Origin of the sequence: Agrobacterium pusense (assembly GCF_013285525.1) — a bacterium.
Lineage (GTDB): Bacteria > Pseudomonadota > Alphaproteobacteria > Rhizobiales > Rhizobiaceae > Agrobacterium > Agrobacterium pusense.
Genome location: NZ_CP053856.1, coordinates 2,172,501 through 2,189,722 on the forward strand (window position 1 = coordinate 2,172,501; position 17,222 = coordinate 2,189,722).

The 17,222-nt window shown below is 58.6% G+C and carries 16 protein-coding genes (1 of these 16 only partly in view); 12 read left to right on the forward strand and 4 right to left on the reverse strand.

Going from position 1 to position 17,222, the window contains the following annotated elements; all coding sequences use genetic code 11:
- From HQN82_RS10690 to HQN82_RS10710, 5 genes are all read left to right on the forward strand, one after another.
- Positions 1-545: the 3' portion of a phosphoribosylaminoimidazolesuccinocarboxamide synthase gene (locus HQN82_RS10690; RefSeq protein ID WP_004443593.1), read on the forward strand. Its footprint begins 406 nt before the window's first position; only the last 545 of its 951 coding nucleotides appear in the window; its start codon lies off the left edge, out of view; it ends in the stop codon at positions 543-545.
- A 2-nt stretch (positions 546-547) separates the two neighbouring features.
- Positions 548-1,207 (forward strand): TetR/AcrR family transcriptional regulator, encoded by a 660-nt coding sequence (locus HQN82_RS10695; protein ID WP_006699120.1) that lies wholly within the window; start codon positions 548-550, stop codon positions 1,205-1,207.
- 198 nt (positions 1,208-1,405) lie between these two features.
- Complete coding sequence (locus tag HQN82_RS10700) at positions 1,406-2,608, forward strand: efflux RND transporter periplasmic adaptor subunit (protein WP_006699119.1); 1,203 nt, start codon at positions 1,406-1,408, stop codon at positions 2,606-2,608.
- 54 nt (positions 2,609-2,662) lie between these two features.
- Positions 2,663-5,752 carry an efflux RND transporter permease subunit gene (locus HQN82_RS10705; RefSeq protein WP_004443603.1) on the forward strand — a complete coding sequence of 1,030 codons (3,090 nt, stop codon included), beginning with the start codon at positions 2,663-2,665 and terminating at the stop codon, positions 5,750-5,752.
- 149 nt (positions 5,753-5,901) lie between these two features.
- Entirely contained in the window at positions 5,902-7,347 is a 1,446-nt protein-coding gene (locus tag HQN82_RS10710) for an efflux transporter outer membrane subunit (protein WP_173614873.1), read from the forward strand.
- A 117-nt stretch (positions 7,348-7,464) separates the two neighbouring features.
- Here HQN82_RS10710 and efp read toward each other — a convergent pair whose 3' ends face one another.
- Positions 7,465-8,034, reverse strand: a complete 570-nt coding sequence (gene efp, locus HQN82_RS10715) for an elongation factor P (RefSeq protein WP_004443607.1) — start codon at positions 8,032-8,034, stop codon at positions 7,465-7,467.
- 250 nt (positions 8,035-8,284) lie between these two features.
- Between efp and epmA the strand changes: the two genes are divergently transcribed.
- The 3 genes from epmA (at position 8,285) to HQN82_RS10730 (ending at position 10,982) form a co-directional block, all read left to right on the forward strand.
- On the forward strand, positions 8,285-9,349 hold the full coding sequence (gene epmA / locus HQN82_RS10720) for an EF-P lysine aminoacylase EpmA (RefSeq protein WP_112553261.1): 1,065 nt from the start codon (positions 8,285-8,287) through the stop codon (positions 9,347-9,349).
- Positions 9,346-10,410: a lysine-2,3-aminomutase-like protein gene (locus HQN82_RS10725; RefSeq protein ID WP_112553259.1), complete on the forward strand. Its 1,065-nt coding sequence runs from the start codon at positions 9,346-9,348 to the stop codon at positions 10,408-10,410. The genes epmA and HQN82_RS10725 overlap by 4 nt, the downstream gene beginning before the upstream one ends.
- A gap of 380 nt (positions 10,411-10,790) precedes the next feature.
- Positions 10,791-10,982, forward strand: a complete 192-nt coding sequence (locus HQN82_RS10730) for a hypothetical protein (RefSeq protein ID WP_003492264.1) — start codon at positions 10,791-10,793, stop codon at positions 10,980-10,982.
- A gap of 274 nt (positions 10,983-11,256) precedes the next feature.
- Here HQN82_RS10730 and HQN82_RS10735 read toward each other — a convergent pair whose 3' ends face one another.
- Positions 11,257-11,493: an Lrp/AsnC ligand binding domain-containing protein gene (locus HQN82_RS10735; protein WP_065116059.1), complete on the reverse strand. Its 237-nt coding sequence runs from the start codon at positions 11,491-11,493 to the stop codon at positions 11,257-11,259.
- Positions 11,494-11,588: 95 nt separating this feature from the next.
- Positions 11,589-12,515, reverse strand: a complete 927-nt coding sequence (locus HQN82_RS10740; protein WP_173614874.1) for a LysR family transcriptional regulator — start codon at positions 12,513-12,515, stop codon at positions 11,589-11,591.
- Positions 12,516-12,644: 129 nt separating this feature from the next.
- On the opposite strand from HQN82_RS10740, the gene HQN82_RS10745 reads away from it, so the two are divergent.
- The 4 genes from HQN82_RS10745 (at position 12,645) to modC (ending at position 16,855) form a co-directional block, all read left to right on the forward strand.
- Positions 12,645-13,928, forward strand: a complete 1,284-nt coding sequence (locus HQN82_RS10745) for an NAD(P)/FAD-dependent oxidoreductase (protein ID WP_173615016.1) — start codon at positions 12,645-12,647, stop codon at positions 13,926-13,928.
- Positions 13,929-14,235: 307 nt separating this feature from the next.
- Entirely contained in the window at positions 14,236-15,027 is a 792-nt protein-coding gene (gene modA / locus HQN82_RS10750; RefSeq protein WP_173614875.1) for a molybdate ABC transporter substrate-binding protein, read from the forward strand.
- A gap of 47 nt (positions 15,028-15,074) precedes the next feature.
- Positions 15,075-15,782, forward strand: a complete 708-nt coding sequence (gene modB / locus HQN82_RS10755; RefSeq protein WP_173614876.1) for a molybdate ABC transporter permease subunit — start codon at positions 15,075-15,077, stop codon at positions 15,780-15,782.
- Positions 15,779-16,855, forward strand: a complete 1,077-nt coding sequence (gene modC, locus HQN82_RS10760) for a molybdenum ABC transporter ATP-binding protein (protein ID WP_112765602.1) — start codon at positions 15,779-15,781, stop codon at positions 16,853-16,855. Before modB ends, modC begins: the two co-directional genes overlap by 4 nt.
- Here the strand turns inward: modC and HQN82_RS10765 are convergent.
- Positions 16,839-17,219, reverse strand: coding sequence for a winged helix-turn-helix domain-containing protein (locus tag HQN82_RS10765; protein WP_035210229.1), 381 nt, complete (start codon positions 17,217-17,219; stop codon positions 16,839-16,841). The genes modC and HQN82_RS10765 overlap by 17 nt on opposite strands.
- Between the last annotated feature and the right edge of the window lie 3 nt (positions 17,220-17,222).

Here is a 17,222-nt window from a genome sequence, read left to right on the forward strand (position 1 = left end):
TGCCCGAACCGGTGATCACACCCACCAGCAAAGCCTTTGATGGCGGCCATGATGAACCTTTGACGCCTTCGGAGATCGTAGAGAAGAAACTCCTGACGCAGGAGCAATGGAACGTGCTTTCCCATTATGCGCTGGCACTGTTCAAGCGCGGGCAGGAGATTGCCGCCAGACAGGGCCTCATTCTCGTTGACACGAAATACGAATTCGGAACGGATGAAAACGGGACGATCATTCTGGCCGACGAGATACACACACCGGACAGCAGCCGCTACTGGATGGCTGACAGCTATGAGGAAAGCTTTCGAAACGGCACAAGGCCGGCAAGCTTCGACAAGGACTTTGTCAGAGCCTGGGTTGCCGAACGCTGCGACCCCTATAAGGACGACGTACCAGAAATTCCGCAGGACCTCGTCTTGCAAACCTCGAAAGTCTATATTGATGCTTACGAACGCATCACCGGACAGAGCTTCGTTCCCGACGATAGCGGCGAGACGCCGCTTGCAAGAGTACGCCGGAATCTGGAGCGGTTCTTCCCCGGAGTCTGACTGTGAACAAAATGATCGAACAGGCGAGAAAGGCCGACAGGAAGGGTGACCGTCCTGTCAGACGCCGGCCCCGCCGTTCCGCCGAGGAAACCCGGCGGGACATTCTCGCCAAGGCGGAAGAGCTTTTCCGGGAGCGCGGTTTCAATGCCGTTGCGATTGCCGATATCGCCGCGGCGCTCGGCATGTCTCCCGCCAATGTCTTCAAGAACTTCAGCTCGAAGAACGCGCTTGTCGACGCCCTTGGCTTCGAACAGATCGGCGCTTTCGAACGCCAGATCTGTCCGCTCGACAAAAGCCATGCGCCGCTTTCCAGATTGCGTCATCTGGCGCGCAACCTGATGGAGCAACACCATCAGGATCTCAATAAGAACCCCTATGTCTTCGAAATGATCCTGATGACCGCCAAGCAGGACATGAAGTGCGGAGACTATTACAAGTCTGTCATCGTGAAGCTGCTCGGCGAGATCATTCAGGATGGGATCGAAGCCGGAATCTATACCGCCACGGATGTTTCTCCTCTGGCGGAAACCGTGCTCCATGCGCTGACCAGCGTCATTCATCCCGTCCTTATTGCGCGGGAAGATATCGGCAATTTGGCAACACGTTGCGATCAACTCGTCGATTTAGTCGATGCGGGATTGCGCAATCCGCTTGCTAAGTGACGATTCCCAATTTACGTCACCTTCTCGCAGTTGCTTGCGAAGCGCAAAAGCCTGCGCTTCTATGCGCATGCGGTCCGGATAGAATACGCGAATCGGGTCCCTTCCAAGGCCTTCGCCTGTCGTATCTGTCTCCGGACGCGCATCCGCCGAGCGACATTGCGCTTATAGTTGAATGCGATCGATACGCAGGGAAGAACAATGAGCCGACGTATTTTACCCCTACTTGCTTCTCTGTGTGTGACCGCGATTCTGGCGGGCTGCAGCGATGGCGGCGAAAGCAGCCAGAACGCCGCCCAGGGCGCAGCGCGTCCGCCGTCTCCGGTCAGCGTCATTTTGATGAAGACCAGCGAATATCCGTTGACCACTGTTCTGCCCGGCCGCGCCAGCGCGTTCCAGACGGCTGAAATCCGGCCGCGGGTCACCGGCATCATCCGTGAAATTCCCTTCAAGGAAGGCAGCGAGGTGAAGCAGGGCGACGTTCTCTACCAGATCGAAGACAATACCTATCTGGCGGAAGTGGCGCAGGCCAAGGCAAACGTGGCGAAGGCGGAAGCGAGTGTCCCGAGCGCGGAGGCCAACCTTGCCCGGTACGAACGGCTGGTTAACAGCGGTGCCACCCAGATCGAATATGAAAACGCCAAGGTGACGCTGCTGCAGGCGCAGGCCGATGTGGCCCAGACCAAGGCGGCGCTGGAAACGGCGGAGATCAATCTCGATCTCACGAAGGTCCGTGCACCCTTCGACGGCATTACCAGCGCAACGGCCTTCAGCATCGGCAACGTGGTGACCGCGAACCAGACGACCGCTTTGACGACGCTTCGTCGCATCGATCCGATTTACATCGACCTGATGGAATCCAGCACCAATCTCCTGCGTCTGAAAAAGGCGATATCGTCCGGTCAGCTTGGTGGCGACACGAAAGAGACCGGCATTCATCTTACACTGGAAGATGGCACCGAATATAAGCATGACGGCAAGATCGACATGTCTGACATGGCGGTGAGCGAAACGACAGGCACCTTCTCCATCCGCGCCCTCTTCGATAATCCGGACGATCTCCTGCTTCCCGGCACCTATGTTCGCGCCACGCTGACCATCGGCAAGGAAAAGGGCTTCCGTATCCCGCAGCGCGCGGCGAGCCGAAACGCCAATGGCGAGCTGACGGCAAAATTCGTGACAGCGGAAAACAAGGTGGAAACCCGCACCTTCCCTTCCAGCCAGCAGTCGGGCAACGCCTGGCTGGTGACGGAAAACGTCAAGGATGGCGACAAGCTCATCGTCGACGGCTTCCAGTGGATCGCGGACGGCGCAACCGTGGCGCCGGTGGAAGTGACCATTGACGATCGGGGTATCGTCGTTGTGCCGCAGCAGGCTCAGCCTGCCGCCGCGCCTTCGAAATAAGCATGAGCGCGAGACCTCCGGTCGAAGCTCGTAAAAGGTAAGGCAAGGACTGCCATGGCCCATTTCTTCATCAGGCGCCCTGTTTTTGCATGGGTTATCGCCATCGTCATCATGCTGGGCGGCGCCCTTGCGATCTGGACTCTCTCCATTTCGCAATATCCCGACATTGCACCGACAACGGTCCGCGTCAGCGCGACCTACAATGGCGCCAGCGCCGAGACCGTGGAAAAATCGGTGACAACCATCATCGAGGACGGCATGACCGGCCTCGATGACCTCACCTATATGACCTCGTCGTCCTCGACCGGCAGTTCCGAAGTGACGCTGACATTCGGTAACAGCATCCTGCCTGACATCGCGCAGGTTCAGGTGCAGAACAAGCTGCAGCTTGTCCAGTCGCAATTGCCCGATACCGTGCAGCAGCGGGGTATCCAGGTCAGCCGCTCGACATCGAGCATTCTGATGGTTGGTGCACTGATCTCCACCGACGGCAAGCGCAATTCGGCCGATCTCGGCGACGTCTTCTCCTCGCGTGTCGAAGACCAGATCAAGCGCCTGGAAGGCGTGGGCAGCATCAATGTCTTCGGCTCCGAATATGCGATGCGTATCTGGCTGGATCCCTTCAAGCTCAACAAATACCAGCTGACCACCGCAGACGTCACCGGCGCCATCGAAAGCCAGAACACCCAGGTTTCGGTCGGTTCGCTCGGTGCCGTTCCCGCCGTCAAGGGTCAGCAGCTCAACGTGACGGTGACGGCGCAGAGCCAGCTCACCACTGTCGCCGACTTCGAATCGGTCATCCTGAAAGTCGAAAAGGATGGCGCAACCGTCCGCCTGAGCGATGTTGCCCGTATTGAAATCGGCCAGGAAACCTATGGCGGCGATTCCCGCTCCAATGGCCGCCCTTCGGCCGGTTTCGCCGTCAACCTTGCCACGGGGGCCAACGCGCTCGACACGGCGGCGCGTGTAAAAGCTGCCCTGACCAACGTCGAAGGTTCGCTGCCTGAAGGCGTCGCGATCGAATATCCCTATGACACGACGCCGTTCGTGAAACTGTCGATCGAAAAGGTGGTGCATACGCTGATCGAGGCGATCATCCTCGTCTTCGTCGTGCTTCTGGTGTTCCTGCAGAACCTCAGAGCCACCTTTATTCCGATGATCGCCGTGCCGGTCGTGCTTCTCGGCACCTTCGGCGTTCTCGCGCTCACCGGGTATTCCATCAATACGCTCACCATGTTCGCCATGGTTCTGGCCATCGGTCTGCTCGTTGACGACGCCATCGTCGTTGTCGAAAACGTCGAACGAATCATGTCGGAGGAGGGTTTGTCGCCGGTCGAGGCCACCGAGAAGTCGATGGGTGAGATCACCGGAGCCATCATCGGTATCGCGCTTGTGCTCACCGCCGTGTTCATTCCGATGGCCTTCTTCGGCGGATCGACGGGCATCATCTACCGCCAGTTCTCGATCACCATCGTTTCGGCCATGCTGCTTTCGGCCGTAGTCGCCATCGTGCTGACGCCGGCGCTCTGCGCCACCATGCTGAAGCCGATCGACCATCACAAGAAGCAGCGCGGGCCGGGCGCGTGGTTCAACCGCGGCTTCGGCAAGACGACGGACGGCTACGTGTCCTCCATCGGTTATCTGCTGAAGCGGCCCCTGCGCGTCATGATCATCTTCGCAATCGTCATCGGCGGCTGCGTCTGGTTCTTCAGCAAGCTCCCCAGCTCGTTCCTGCCGCAGGAAGACCAGGGCGTGCTCCTGACCATCATCCAGACGCCGACCGGTTCGAATATCGAGCGAACCAATGAGGTGGTGAAGCAGGTTGAAAACTACTTCCGCGAAAAGGAAGCCGCCAATGTCGAATCGGTTTTCGGCGTTCTCGGCTTCAGCTTCAGTGGTTCGGGCCAGAACAACGCCATCGTCTTCACCAAACTCAAGGATTTCGCCGAGCGAACGGCTCCCGACCAGCACGCGGGTGCCATCGTCCAGCGCGCCATGGGCACCTTCTTCGGTTTCCGCGATGCCCAGGTCTTCCCGCTTCTGCCGCCGGCCATTCAGGGCATGGGTACATCGAGCGGCTTCTCGATGTATCTCGTGGATAGCGGCCGCAACGGCACCGACGCCCTGACCGCTTCGTCCAAGGAATTGATTGCGCTTGCCACCGGCAATCCGAAGATCAGCTCGCTTCGAAGCGACAGCCAGGACAACGAAACCCAGATGAAGATCATCCTCGATCAGGAGAAGATGGGGGCAATGGGTGTCGATCTTTCCTCTGTCAATCTGATGCTGTCGACGATCTTCGCCGGCCGTGACGTCAATGACTTCACCCTCAACGGTGAACTCAAGCCCGTCTATGTCCAGGGCGACGCGCCGTACCGCATGCAGCCGGACGATCTCAAGTTCTGGTATGCCCGCAACACCAGCGGCGAGATGGTGCCATTCTCCTCCTTCAGCGAGGTGAAATGGATCAACGCTCCTCCGTCTCTGGCGCGCTTTAACGGCACGGGCGCCATCTCGCTCGAAGGCACTGCCGGCGCCGGCGTAGCCTCCGGTGATGCCATGGACGAGATGGAACGGCTGACCGCGAGCCTGCCGGGCGGTTACACGGTCGCGTGGCAGGGCATCTCCTATCAGGAACGCCTTTCCGGCTCACAGGCACCGATGCTCTATGCGCTCTCGGTGCTGATCGTGTTCCTTTGCCTTGCCGCCCTTTATGAAAGCTGGTCCATCCCCTTCTCGGTCATCATGGCCGTGCCGGTGGGTGTCCTCGGCGCCTTGGCCGCGGCGCATTTCTTCGGCCAGTCGAACGACGTCTACTTCAAGGTGGGCCTGCTGACGACCATCGGCCTCGCGGCAAAGAATGCGATCCTGATCGTCGAATTCGCCAAGGAGAGACAGGAGCACGGGCTGAGTCTCATGGAAGCGACACTGGAGGCCGCGAAGCTGCGCCTGCGGCCGATCATCATGACATCGCTGGCCTTCATCCTCGGTGTTGTGCCCCTCGCAATCGCAACCGGTGCGGGTTCAGCCGCCCAAAATGCAATCGGGATTGGAGTGTTGGGTGGTATGCTTTCTGCAACACTGCTCGGAATTTTCTTCGTTCCGTCCTTTTTCGTCATCATTCGTCGCCTTTCAAGGCGTTAACAAAACAAAAATGGGCTGTGCCAACCGTTAATACGCTGCTAGAAATGTTGCCGATTTGGCAATTGCACGTTTCTACGGCAGATCGACCGCGCAGCCCATTTTTCACCAAGCCGCGCTCGGTAAGCCAACCAGAGAATTGGGAAAATTATATGCTGTCTATTCGCGCTACTCTTCCCCTGACAATGCTGCTGCTCTCAGGCTGCGTTGTCGGACCCGACCACAAGACACCGGAAATCCAATTGCCGGGAAAGTTTGCGGAAGCCGGAAAAACCAGTAACGGCGACATCAGCTCCGTTGCGTGGTGGACAGCCTTCAATGACAGCCGCCTGAACGGTTACGTTGCTACCGGCCTGAAGCAGAACCTGACGGTGATGCAGGCCATAGAGCGTATCAACCAGGCTGAAGCCAACGTGATTTCAGCCGGCGCAGGCGGCCTGCCCAGCCTGACCGCCAATGGCAGCCACACGACCAGCGAAACGAAGGGCAGCTACCGCGACGTTCCTGTCACCAACGTCTCTTCCGGCAGCCTCAGCGTTTCCTGGCTGCTCGATCTCTTCGGCCGCTACCGTCGCGCCACGGAAAGCGCCAATGCATCGCTCGATGCGGCTTATTCAAGCGTCGACGTTCAGCGCCTGACGCTGATTTCCTCGGTTGCCTCGGCTTACATCGACGTACGCTATTATCAGGAGCGTCTGGCGATCGCCCGCCATAACCTGGCTTCCCGCCGTGAAACACTGGATCTGACCAAGCTTCAGCTTGAAGCCGGTGCGGCTTCGCGACTCGACGTTGTCCAGTCCGAAGGTCTGGTCAACTCCACCCTGTCCGACATACCGGGCCTCGAAACCAACTTCCGCAAGGCGGCGCACCGCATCGCCACGCTGCTCGGCCTGCCAGCTTCGTCGCTGATCGCCGAGTTGCAGAAGGGCGCGCGTCAGCCCGTGGCCCGCAGTGTGCCACGCACCGGCATTCCGGCAGATCTCATTCGCAATCGTCCGGATATCCGCGTCGCCGAGCGTGAACTTGCGGCAGCAGTGGCAAAGATCGGCGTTGCCGAATCGCAGCTTTATCCGAGCATTGAACTCGGCGGCGCCATCACCCCGAGCTACAACTTTGTCAGCGGCGGCAACAGAGGTACGGCAAACAGCTGGTCCTTCGGCCCGAGCCTTGTTCTTCCGATCCTCGATGGCGGCAGCATTCGCGCCAATATCGACCTCGCCAACTCGCAGGCGCGCGAAGAATATCTCGCATGGAAGCAGACGGTCCTCAACGCCGTCGAAGAGGTTGAAAACGCCCTTGCCGCAGTCAATCGCGACCAGCGCACCGCCGACGCATTGCGCAAGACGGTCGCTTCCTACCAGGAAGCGTTGCAGCTCTCGACCGCCAGCTACCGCGACGGTGCCTCTTCGCTGCTCGACGTTCTCGATGCGCAGCGTCAGGTTTCCGCCGCACAGGCAAGCCTTGCCACGGCGATCCAGCAGACCGCGCAGGACTACGTGTCGCTGAACGTGGCGCTGGGCGGCGGTTATGCCTTTGGCCAGGCGACCGCGCCGAAGAAGCCGGCAGGCCCGACCGTTACGGCGGCCAAGGGCATGTAATCAACAGCCCGAAAAGACAAAAAAGCCCGCGTCTCGACGCGGGCTTTTTGTTATTCGCGGCATGGAATAGAAAAAGCACCGGAAACCGGTGCTTTTTTGTCTACTCGATCACCAGGATCAGTTCTTGGCGCGCTCGACGTAGGAATTGTCTTCCGTCGCGATGACCACGCGAATGCCGGCATCGATATGCGGCGGCACCATGGTGCGGATCCCGTTGGAAAGAATGGCGGGCTTGTAAGAAGAAGACGCCGTCTGGCCTTTTACGACCGGCTCGGTTTCCGTGATCTCAAGCGTGACGTGGCGCGGCAGTTCGACAGCCAGCGGATTGCCTTCGTGGATGGAAAGAACGCAGGTCATACCTTCCTGAAGATAGGCCTTCTGGTCACCCATCGTCTCCGCGTCCACCACGACTTGATCGTAATTCTCAGGGTTCATGAAGTGGAAGCCTTCGCCATCTTCATAGAGAAACTGGAAGTTCAGGTCTTCAACAAAAGCACGCTCGACCTGCTCGGTGGTGCGCCAGCGCTCGGACACCTTCACGCCATCGACGATGCGGCGCATGTCCACCTGCGTGACCGGCGTGCCCTTGCCGGGATGAAAGTTCTGCGCGGTGAGAACGACGTAAAGCTTGCCGTCCACGTCGAGAACATTGCCCTTGCGGACGGATGAGGCGATAACCTTGACCATATGACTTCCTTGTAACTCGATGAAATGCGTCGTAAAGGACTGCGCGGCAGCACCAGCCCCGGCAGACGTTTTGTCTTTTTTCTGGGGCGCAACTACCTTAAATCCGCACGGATTGCCAGCCTTCTACAGCAATTCGCGGAAGAGTACCTAGCGGTTTTCGCCCCGGAACCGCTTTAAATAACGCAACCAGGTGTTTTGCAGCCTGTTTATCCGCAATCCGGGGCGGGGCAGAAGACGGAAACGAAGAACGATGCGCGCAAGCAACGAAACAATGTCGCCATGGTGGACGCCCGACGTCCATGCCGACCGTCGCGCCTTCCTGCTTGGCCGCAACGCCGTCCAGTCGGCCTTTCGCGGCTATTTCGCCCGCGCCGATTTTCTGGAGGTCGATACCGCCACCCTGCAGATCTCGCCAGGCAACGAGGCACATCTCCACGCATTTGCCACTGAAGGCGTGACGCCGGGCGGCGACGCCGTGCCGCTTTATCTTCACACGTCTCCGGAATTCGCCTGCAAGAAGCTGCTTGCCGCGGGTGAGAAACGCATCTCCTGTTTCGCCCATGTCTACAGGAACCGGGAGCGGGGCCCGCTGCACCACCCCGAATTCACCATGCTGGAATGGTATCGCGCAGGCGAAACCTATGAGAGCCTGATGAAGGACAGCGCCAGTCTTCTCGCTCTCGCGGCCGAAACCACGGGTACGAAACATTTTTCCTATCGCGGGCGCAGCGTTGATCCCTTTCTCGAGCCCGAACGCCTGAGTGTCGCTGAGGCCTTCGAACGCTATGCCGGAATCGACCTTCTGGCCACAATCAGCGGAGACGGCGAGACCGACAGCCGGCACCTTGCCGCAAGCCTCGCCAGTGCCGGCATCCGGGTGGCCGAGGATGATACCTGGGCGGATATGTTCAGCCGTGTCATCGTCGAACGGGTCGAGCCGGAACTTGGCTTCGGACGCGCAACAATTCTCGATGAATATCCGGCAAGCGAAGCAGCCCTCGCCCGCAGATCCCCGAGGGATGCGCGCGTGGCGGAACGTTTCGAGCTTTATGCCTGCGGCGTGGAACTTGCCAATGCCTTCGGTGAATTGACCGACGCTGCCGAGCAGAGGCGGCGTTTTGAAACGGAGATGGCGGAAAAGCAGCGTGTCTATGGCGAGACTTATCCGCTGGACGAGGATTTTCTGGCTGCGCTCGCCATCATGCCGCCGGCAAGCGGCATAGCTCTGGGTTTCGACCGGCTGGTGATGCTGGCCACAGGCGCACCCCGCATCGATCTCGTCATGTGGGCCCCGGTTGTGGAATACGGACGATGACAGGCTCTGAGACCATCAAGACACCGGAGGCACTGCTGGAAGCAGGGCTGATCGAAGCCGGCGCACTCGACAGCCTGCGGCCGGTCACGCAGCGTTACGCACTGGCTATCACGCCAGCGGTTGCCGAACTGATCGACCTCGGCGATCCGAACGATCCCATCGCCCGGCAGTTCGTGCCGGATGCGGCCGAGCTTCTCCATCTTGCCGAAGAGCGAGAGGATCCGATAGGCGATGACGCCCATAGCCCCGTGCATGGCATCGTTCACCGTTATCCGGACCGGGTTCTTTTAAAGGCGGTGCATATATGCCCCGTTTATTGCCGTTTCTGTTTTCGCCGTGAAATGGTCGGGCCGCAGGGTAATGGCATGATGAGCCCGCAGCAGCTGGACGCCGCATTCGACTATATAAAGGCGAACCCGGCGATCTGGGAGGTCATCCTCACCGGCGGCGATCCACTGGTGCTCTCCCCGCGGCGACTTTTCGATCTGATGCAACGACTGAAAGACATATCGCATGTGAAGATCGTCCGCTTCCACACCCGCGTGCCCGTAGTCGATCCCGATCGCATCGATGAAGCGATGATCGACGCGCTGAAATCCAGCGGCAAGACGACTTATGTTGCCCTGCATGCGAATCACGCGCGGGAACTCGGCGACGCCTCAAGACTAGCCTCGGCACGCCTCATTGATGCGGGGATCGCCATGGTCAGCCAGACCGTGCTTTTAAAAGGTGTCAACGACGATCCCGCGATTCTTGCCGAACTGATGCGGGCATTCGTCGAGATCCGCATCAAGCCCTATTATCTTCACCACCCCGATCTGGCGCCCGGCACCAGCCACTTCCGCCTGTCGATAGAAGAAGGGCAGCGAATCGTGTCTGCCTTGCGCGGACGCATCTCCGGTCTCTGCCAGCCGACCTATGTTCTCGACATACCCGGCGGCCACGGCAAGGCGCCCATTGGCGGAAATGCGGCCGAAAAGACCCGGGACGGCCGTTTTTCAATATCTGACTTCAACGGAAACGATCATATTTATCCGCCGCAGCCCTCCGGACACGATTAAAAAAAAGCTAAAAAAGCCCGTTACGCCGGGCCTTTTGACGCCGGCCCCGAGCGGAAACAAAAATTTCACAATTCCGCCCCTCTCCTGTCATCATAAAGAAAAATATTCTACCTATAACAATCAGCATTGATTTTAGTGCTGGTCTGGATTATCAGTGTGGAACTGGAGAACGAGTCTCCTGATTCCGGATCAACACCAATACAGGGAGTGTGTCATGTCAAAATACAATCGCATCAACGCAATCCTTGGTCTTGAATCCTGGAATGCTGGATTTAAATCCACGTGTTCCCGCTGCTGTCGAATGTGACTTAACAGTCTCAATTTCCTGAAAATCAGTTCGACAACATGCTGTGAGAAGTAGCCACAGCGGGAGTTTATCTATGCAGAAGCAAGTTATTGAATTCGCCGGCGAGCCCGTCGGCATCGTCATCCCGGACAACGACCGGCTGAAGTTTATTGCGGTGAAGTTCCACGTTCACGATCTGGACGAGCAGAAGTTCGACAGTGCGGACGATGTGCGGATCGCGATTCGCGACCTCGTGCGTAATCGGAACCTGGCCGCGGTAGCCTGATGCGCGAAAGCCATCGCCAGCTTACAAAACCGTCAAAACGAAAGCGCGCCCCATATCGGACCCGACATTGTGGGCCGGCGGCGCGCTTTTCCTTTGGCTGACAGTCCTGCCTGCAAGACACGCCTTCCACTTTAATAGGTCTGCCTATGCAGGTTTTTGCGAACTTCGCAAACGCGCCTAAGCCCCCACATTTCCTTGTTCCGACAAGGCGCTGAGCTGACAGGCTCCCGGGACGGGCAGAATGAGAGGCCGTCGCAGACTCTCAAGTTTGATGTCAGAAGGCCGTAAAGGTTAGCGTTGTCAGCGAACGAACGATGCCCGGAATATTGACGATGTTCTGATTGATGAATTTGCCGATATCCTCTTCCGGCGGAAGATAGATTTTCAGCAGAAGATCATATTCACCGCTGGTGGAATAAAGTTCGGAAACCAGTTCGGTTTTATAGATGGCGTCGGCGACATCATAGGTCTTGCCGGGCTCGCATTGAAGCTGAACAAAAATGGGCTTCACGGACATCTCCCGTATTGAAACTTTCAAGGCACGGCTCTGGCGCCACGCATCACTATTGGCTGAGCCGCATCGTTCTTGCAAGACCGCGCAAGGGTTTAAGCGGAAAACTCCCCGGCCTCGACGCCGGTTCCAGCTCCTGCCTCGGAAACGATCCAGCGCCGAAAGCTTTCAAGCGGTGCGTAACCGGCGCGATCCGGCATGCAGGCGAGATAATACGCCTCCTCGCTTTCCGCCTCGCCGGCAACGGCCGCGACAAGTCGGCCGCTTCGCAACTCCTCTTCGATCATGAAAGCAGGAATGAGCGACACACCGAGACCGGCGCTCGCCGCTTCGGCGATGGTGGTGAACTGATCGAAAAGCATGCCGTGTACATTGTCGAATACCACGCCGTGACTGCGAAACCATTGCTCCCAGGCATCGGGTCGGGTTGTCATGTGGAGTAGCGGCACATGCAGCAGATCATCAGGCTTTGAAAATCGGTGTTGCGTTTTGAAAGCGGGGCTGCATACGGCAACGATCTTTTCGTGCATCAGGAAAACAAGTTCGGTACCCGGCCAGTGCGGCAAGCCGAAATGAATCGCCGCATCGACTGTATCGGTCTTGAAATCGAAAAGCGAAGACCGCGTCAGAAGATTGACGGAAATACCCGGGTGGCGTGCGATAAAAGCGGGCAGGCGCGGCACGAGCCAGCGTGTGCCGAAGCTTGGCAGCACCCCGAGATTAAGCGTGCCGCCATCCGGATTGGCGCGTAGATTGAGGGAAGCCGTCGATATGCGCCGCAGGGCTTCGCGTATTTCCCGGCCATAACCCTCCCCTGCCCTTGTCAACCGGATCGTCTGTCGCTCGCGAAGGAACAGCGCCACCCCGAGCTGTTCTTCAAGGGCCAGGATTTGCCGGCTGACGGCACCCTGGGTCAGGCCGAGCTCCCGCGCAGCCGCGGTAACGCTGCCGGCGCGCGAAGCGGCTTCGAATGCCGCAAGCAGCGAAAGCGACGGCAAAAAACGGCGAGGCGGCAGAACCATATTCCCTCACGGAATGAACTCTTGACGATATGTCGATATTCAACAGGCGGCAAGGCTTGTAAAGTCTTATAAACAAGGGCTTGCCACTCATACGAAAACCAAATGAACTCGCCCGGACATGGTGGAACGATGTATAATGACCCCCGCTCGCACGGCCTCTGGGAAAAGACCGCGCCGCAGCCACCCGCAACAGCTACCTTAAAAGGCTCCGTGGCTGCCGATGTCGTAATCGTCGGTGGCGGTTTCACCGGGCAATCTGCGGCGCTCCACCTTGCCGAACGGGAAATAAATGTCGTCCTGCTCGAAGCCAGGGAAATCGGCTTCGGCGGTGCGGGGCGCAATGTCGGCCTTATCAATGGCGGCATGTGGGTCATGCCGAAGGAATTGCCTGGCGTGCTGGGCGAAACTTACGGCGAGCGGCTTCTCGGCCTTCTGGGCAATGCGCCACTTCTCGTGCGAGACCTGGTGGAAAAACACGCAATTTCCTGCGAGATCGAAAAAAACGGAACGCTGCATTGCGCAGTTGGTGAAAAAGGGCTCCGTGAAATCCGCGAACGCTGCGAACAATGGGCCGAAAGGGGCGCGCCCGTTCGTGTTCTCGATGCAGAGGAAACGGCCAGACGCACGGGCACGACAGCCTATTCCGGCGCACTTCTGGATACGCGCGCAGGCACAATTCAGCCGCTCGCCTATGTTCGCGGTCTCGCCGCCGCCGCGCAGAAGGCGGGCGCAAGGCTGTATACGGATAGCCCCGTGGTAGCCACCGAACGCAACGGTGGACAATGGGTCGTGAAGACGCCAAACGGATCGGTAACCGCCAAATGGATCGTGGTGGCGACCGAAGCCTACAGCACGGGACCGTGGCAGGTCGTTCGCGATGAACAGATTTATCTGCCCTATTTCAACTTCGCGACCAGACCTCTCGGCGACAATCTGCAGAAAAGCATCCTCCCCGGCCGCGAGGGCTGCTGGGACACGAAGGAAATTCTCTCATCCTTCCGCATGGACAAGGCTGGCCGGCTGGTCTTCGGCAGTGTCGGGGCGCTGCGCGGCACGGGTGCCGCCATTCACCGCGCCTGGGCGAAACGGTCGCTGAAGCGGCTTTTTCCGCAGCTTGGGGATACCGAGTTCGAGTGTGAATGGTACGGCCAGATCGGTATGACCGACAATGCCGTGCCCCGCTTTCACAAATTCGCCGAAAATGTCGTCGGCTTTTCAGGCTATAATGGCCGCGGCATCGCACCGGGCACGGCCTTCGGCAAAGTCATTGCACAGCATGTTCTCGGTGAGATAACCGAGGCGGAATTGCCTTTGCCTTTAACGGAACCAAAAGCGCAGCCCTTCAGGGCTCTGAAGGAAGCCTATTACGAAGCAGGTGCACAGATAGCCCATTTCGCCGGCGAGCGTTTTTGATCCGACTTACGGTCCGACAGAAACATCGGGCCCGATATCTGATTACGACCTTTGCCGTTTCTTGTGTGCTCGCCATCCCCCACAGCTGTCACGGCGTTTCAGTCCGCCCAAATCTACGGTCTGAAAAGACACTCCCGTGACGCAGACGCTCATCCAATGCATTCCTGTGGCGAGCAGAGAACTGAGGTTGGAAGCCCCCCAACCCCGGGAATTTTGTCATCCTTCGATATATCCTTGAAAATATAATGAATGCGCTATAGGCCTATCGATATATTCATAGGAATATCTCGTACCGGGGCATCACACCATGAGACTTTTGCGTCGCAGCTTCTTCAAAACCATCGCCACAGTGACGTCCTTCTGGCTGGCGGCCTCCTTTGCAGCCGTTCCGGCCCATGCCGCCGAAAAAGTCACGGTGTTTGCCGCAGCCAGCATGAAAAACGCACTGGACGGCATCAACGCCGAGTGGGCGAAGGAAAGCGGTAATGAAGCGGCGGCTTCTTATGCCGCAAGTTCAGCGCTCGCCAAGCAGATCGAGCAGGGCGCACCAGCGGATATCTTCATTTCCGCCGACCTTGCATGGATGGATTATGTCGCTGAAAAGAAGCTGATCAACGCTGACAGCCGCTCCAATCTTCTAGGCAACCGCATCGTTCTCGTCGCTCCCGCCGACAAGGCCAAGCCGGTCGAGATCAAGCAGAGCTTTGATCTTGGGGCTCTGGTAGGTGACGGCCGCCTGGCCATGGGCGCGGTGGATTCCGTACCCGCCGGCAAATACGGCAAGGCCGCGCTGGAAAAACTCGGCGTCTGGTCGTCGGTCGAACAAAAGGTCGCCGGCGCGGAAAGCGTGCGTGCCGCCCTGCTGCTCGTCTCGCGCGGAGAGGCGCCCTATGGCATCGTCTACCAGACCGATGCGGCTGCCGATCCCGGTGTGAAGATCGTCGGCACGTTCCCTGAAGACAGCCATCCGCCGATCATCTATCCCGTGGCCATTCTTTCGGAGGCAAAATCGCCGGCGGCAAAAGCCTATCTGGATTTCCTGAAGTCCGAAAAGGCAACGCCCTTCTTCGAAAAGCAAGGCTTTACGGTTTTGAAATAAACTGCTTTCCCTGGCCCAGGGGCCGCAAGAGATGACGGTTACGGGATATGGCGTTGCATTGGTGGACACTCAGCCCTGAAGAATGGACGGCGATCAGGCTCAGCCTGTGGGTGTCCTCCGTTGCCATGCTCGCCAGCCTGCCGCTCGGCATTCTCATCGCCTTGGCGTTGGCGCGCGGCCGCTTCTGGGGCAAGTCTCTCCTCAACGGCATCGTCCACCTGCCGCTTATCCTGCCGCCCGTCGTAACCGGTTTTCTGCTGCTGGTTCTCTTCGGCCGCCGGGGCGCGATCGGACAATTTCTCGACAGCTGGTTCGGCATCGTCTTCTCCTTCCGGTGGACGGGAGCAGCTCTCGCATGCGCTGTTATGGCCTTTCCGCTGATGGTGCGCTCCATCCGCCTTTCCATCGAAGCGGTGGATCGCAAGCTGGAAGAGGCGGCGGGAACATTGGGGGCCAATCCGCTCTGGGTGTTCCTCACCGTTACCCTGCCACTGACCCTGCCCGGCATCATCGCCGGCATGATTCTCGCTTTCGCCAAGGCCATGGGCGAATTTGGCGCGACCATCACTTTCGTTTCAAACATTCCGGGCGAAACGCAGACATTGTCCGCCGCCATCTACACCTTCACGCAGGTCCCGGGCGGCGACGCCGGTGCGCTGCGGCTTACAATCGTTTCGGTTGCGATTTCCATGCTCGCTCTGCTCGTCTCGGAATTGCTGGCCCGCGTAATCGGCAAACGGATGAGCATGGAATGACGCTTTCGGTTTCCATCCGCCACCGTCTTGGCGCCTTCGAACTTGACGCGTCATTCATGTCCGAAGGCGGAGTGACCGCGCTTTTCGGGCGCTCGGGCTCCGGCAAAACCTCAGTGATGCGCATCATCGCCGGCCTCCTGCGACCGGATGATGGACAGGTTTCACTTGATGGCAAAGTGCTGAGCGACAGCGAAAAACGACTATTTCTGCCGGCGCACAAACGCCATTTCGGTTATGTCTTTCAGGAAGCGCGGCTCTTCCCGCATCTCAGCGTCGCCCAAAACCTGAACTATGGCAGGTGGTTCACTGCGAATAAAACGACGGGCACGGATGGGGACCATATCGTCGACATGCTCGGCATTGGCCATCTTCTGCACCGACGCCCGAACAAACTTTCCGGCGGCGAAAAGCAACGTGTGGCTATCGGCCGCGCCCTGCTTTCTTCACCCAGATTGCTGCTGATGGACGAGCCGCTCGCTTCGCTGGACGAACAGCGGAAAGCGGAGATCATTCCCTATCTCGAACGGCTGCGGGACGAGACGAAAATCCCTGTTGTCTATGTCAGCCACTCGATCCACGAGGTCGCCCGTCTGGCCGATCGCATCATTGTTATGAAGGACGGAACGGTGGAAACACAGGGAAAAGCCGCCGAGGTGCTGGCAAGACCCGATTTCAGCACCCATCTCGAAAGGCGCGAGGCGGGCAGCATTCTTTCCGGGCGCATTGAAAGCTTCGACGAGCGGCATGGGCTTGCCGCCGTAAAGCTAAAAACCATGCTGCTTCACGTTCCGGCAAAAAGCGGAATATGCGGCAGCCCGGTGCGCGTGCTCATACCCGCACGCGATGTAATGCTTGCAACCGTAAAACCTGAAGGCGTGAGCGCACTCAACATTCTCAACGGCCGTGTCGCAAACGTTTCCGTGAGCGAAGACGCCATGGTCACGATTCAGGTGGATTGCGGCGGTGACATCATCCAGTCGCGCATCACAGACCTCTCGCGGGAAAGGTTGCAGCTGGAACCCGGAAAACCGGTGCATGCAATCATAAAGTCAGCGGCTATCGATCCCTATTGAGAGCAGCGTCAGGATTGCGGTTGGCCTCCAGCCAGTCGATATCCTGATGTAAGGCCTCGTTCATCCGCTTTTGCATGTCGCGATAGCGCGCCAGCAATTCGGTGCCGAAGACGGTCAGCGCCGCCCCGCCGCCCTGTTTGCCGCCGCGCTGCGATTCGATAACCGGTTGTCGAAACATATGGTTCAGCGCATCCACCAACAGCCACGCGCGGCGATATGACATGTCCATCGCCCGCCCGGCGGCGGAGATCGAGCCGGTTTCGACAATCAGTTCCATCAATTCGATCTTGCCGTGGCCGAGGCGTTCTCCGGGCGGAAAATCAATGCGAAGGACAGGTTTCAGTGGCGGAAGAGCCTCACTCATCGG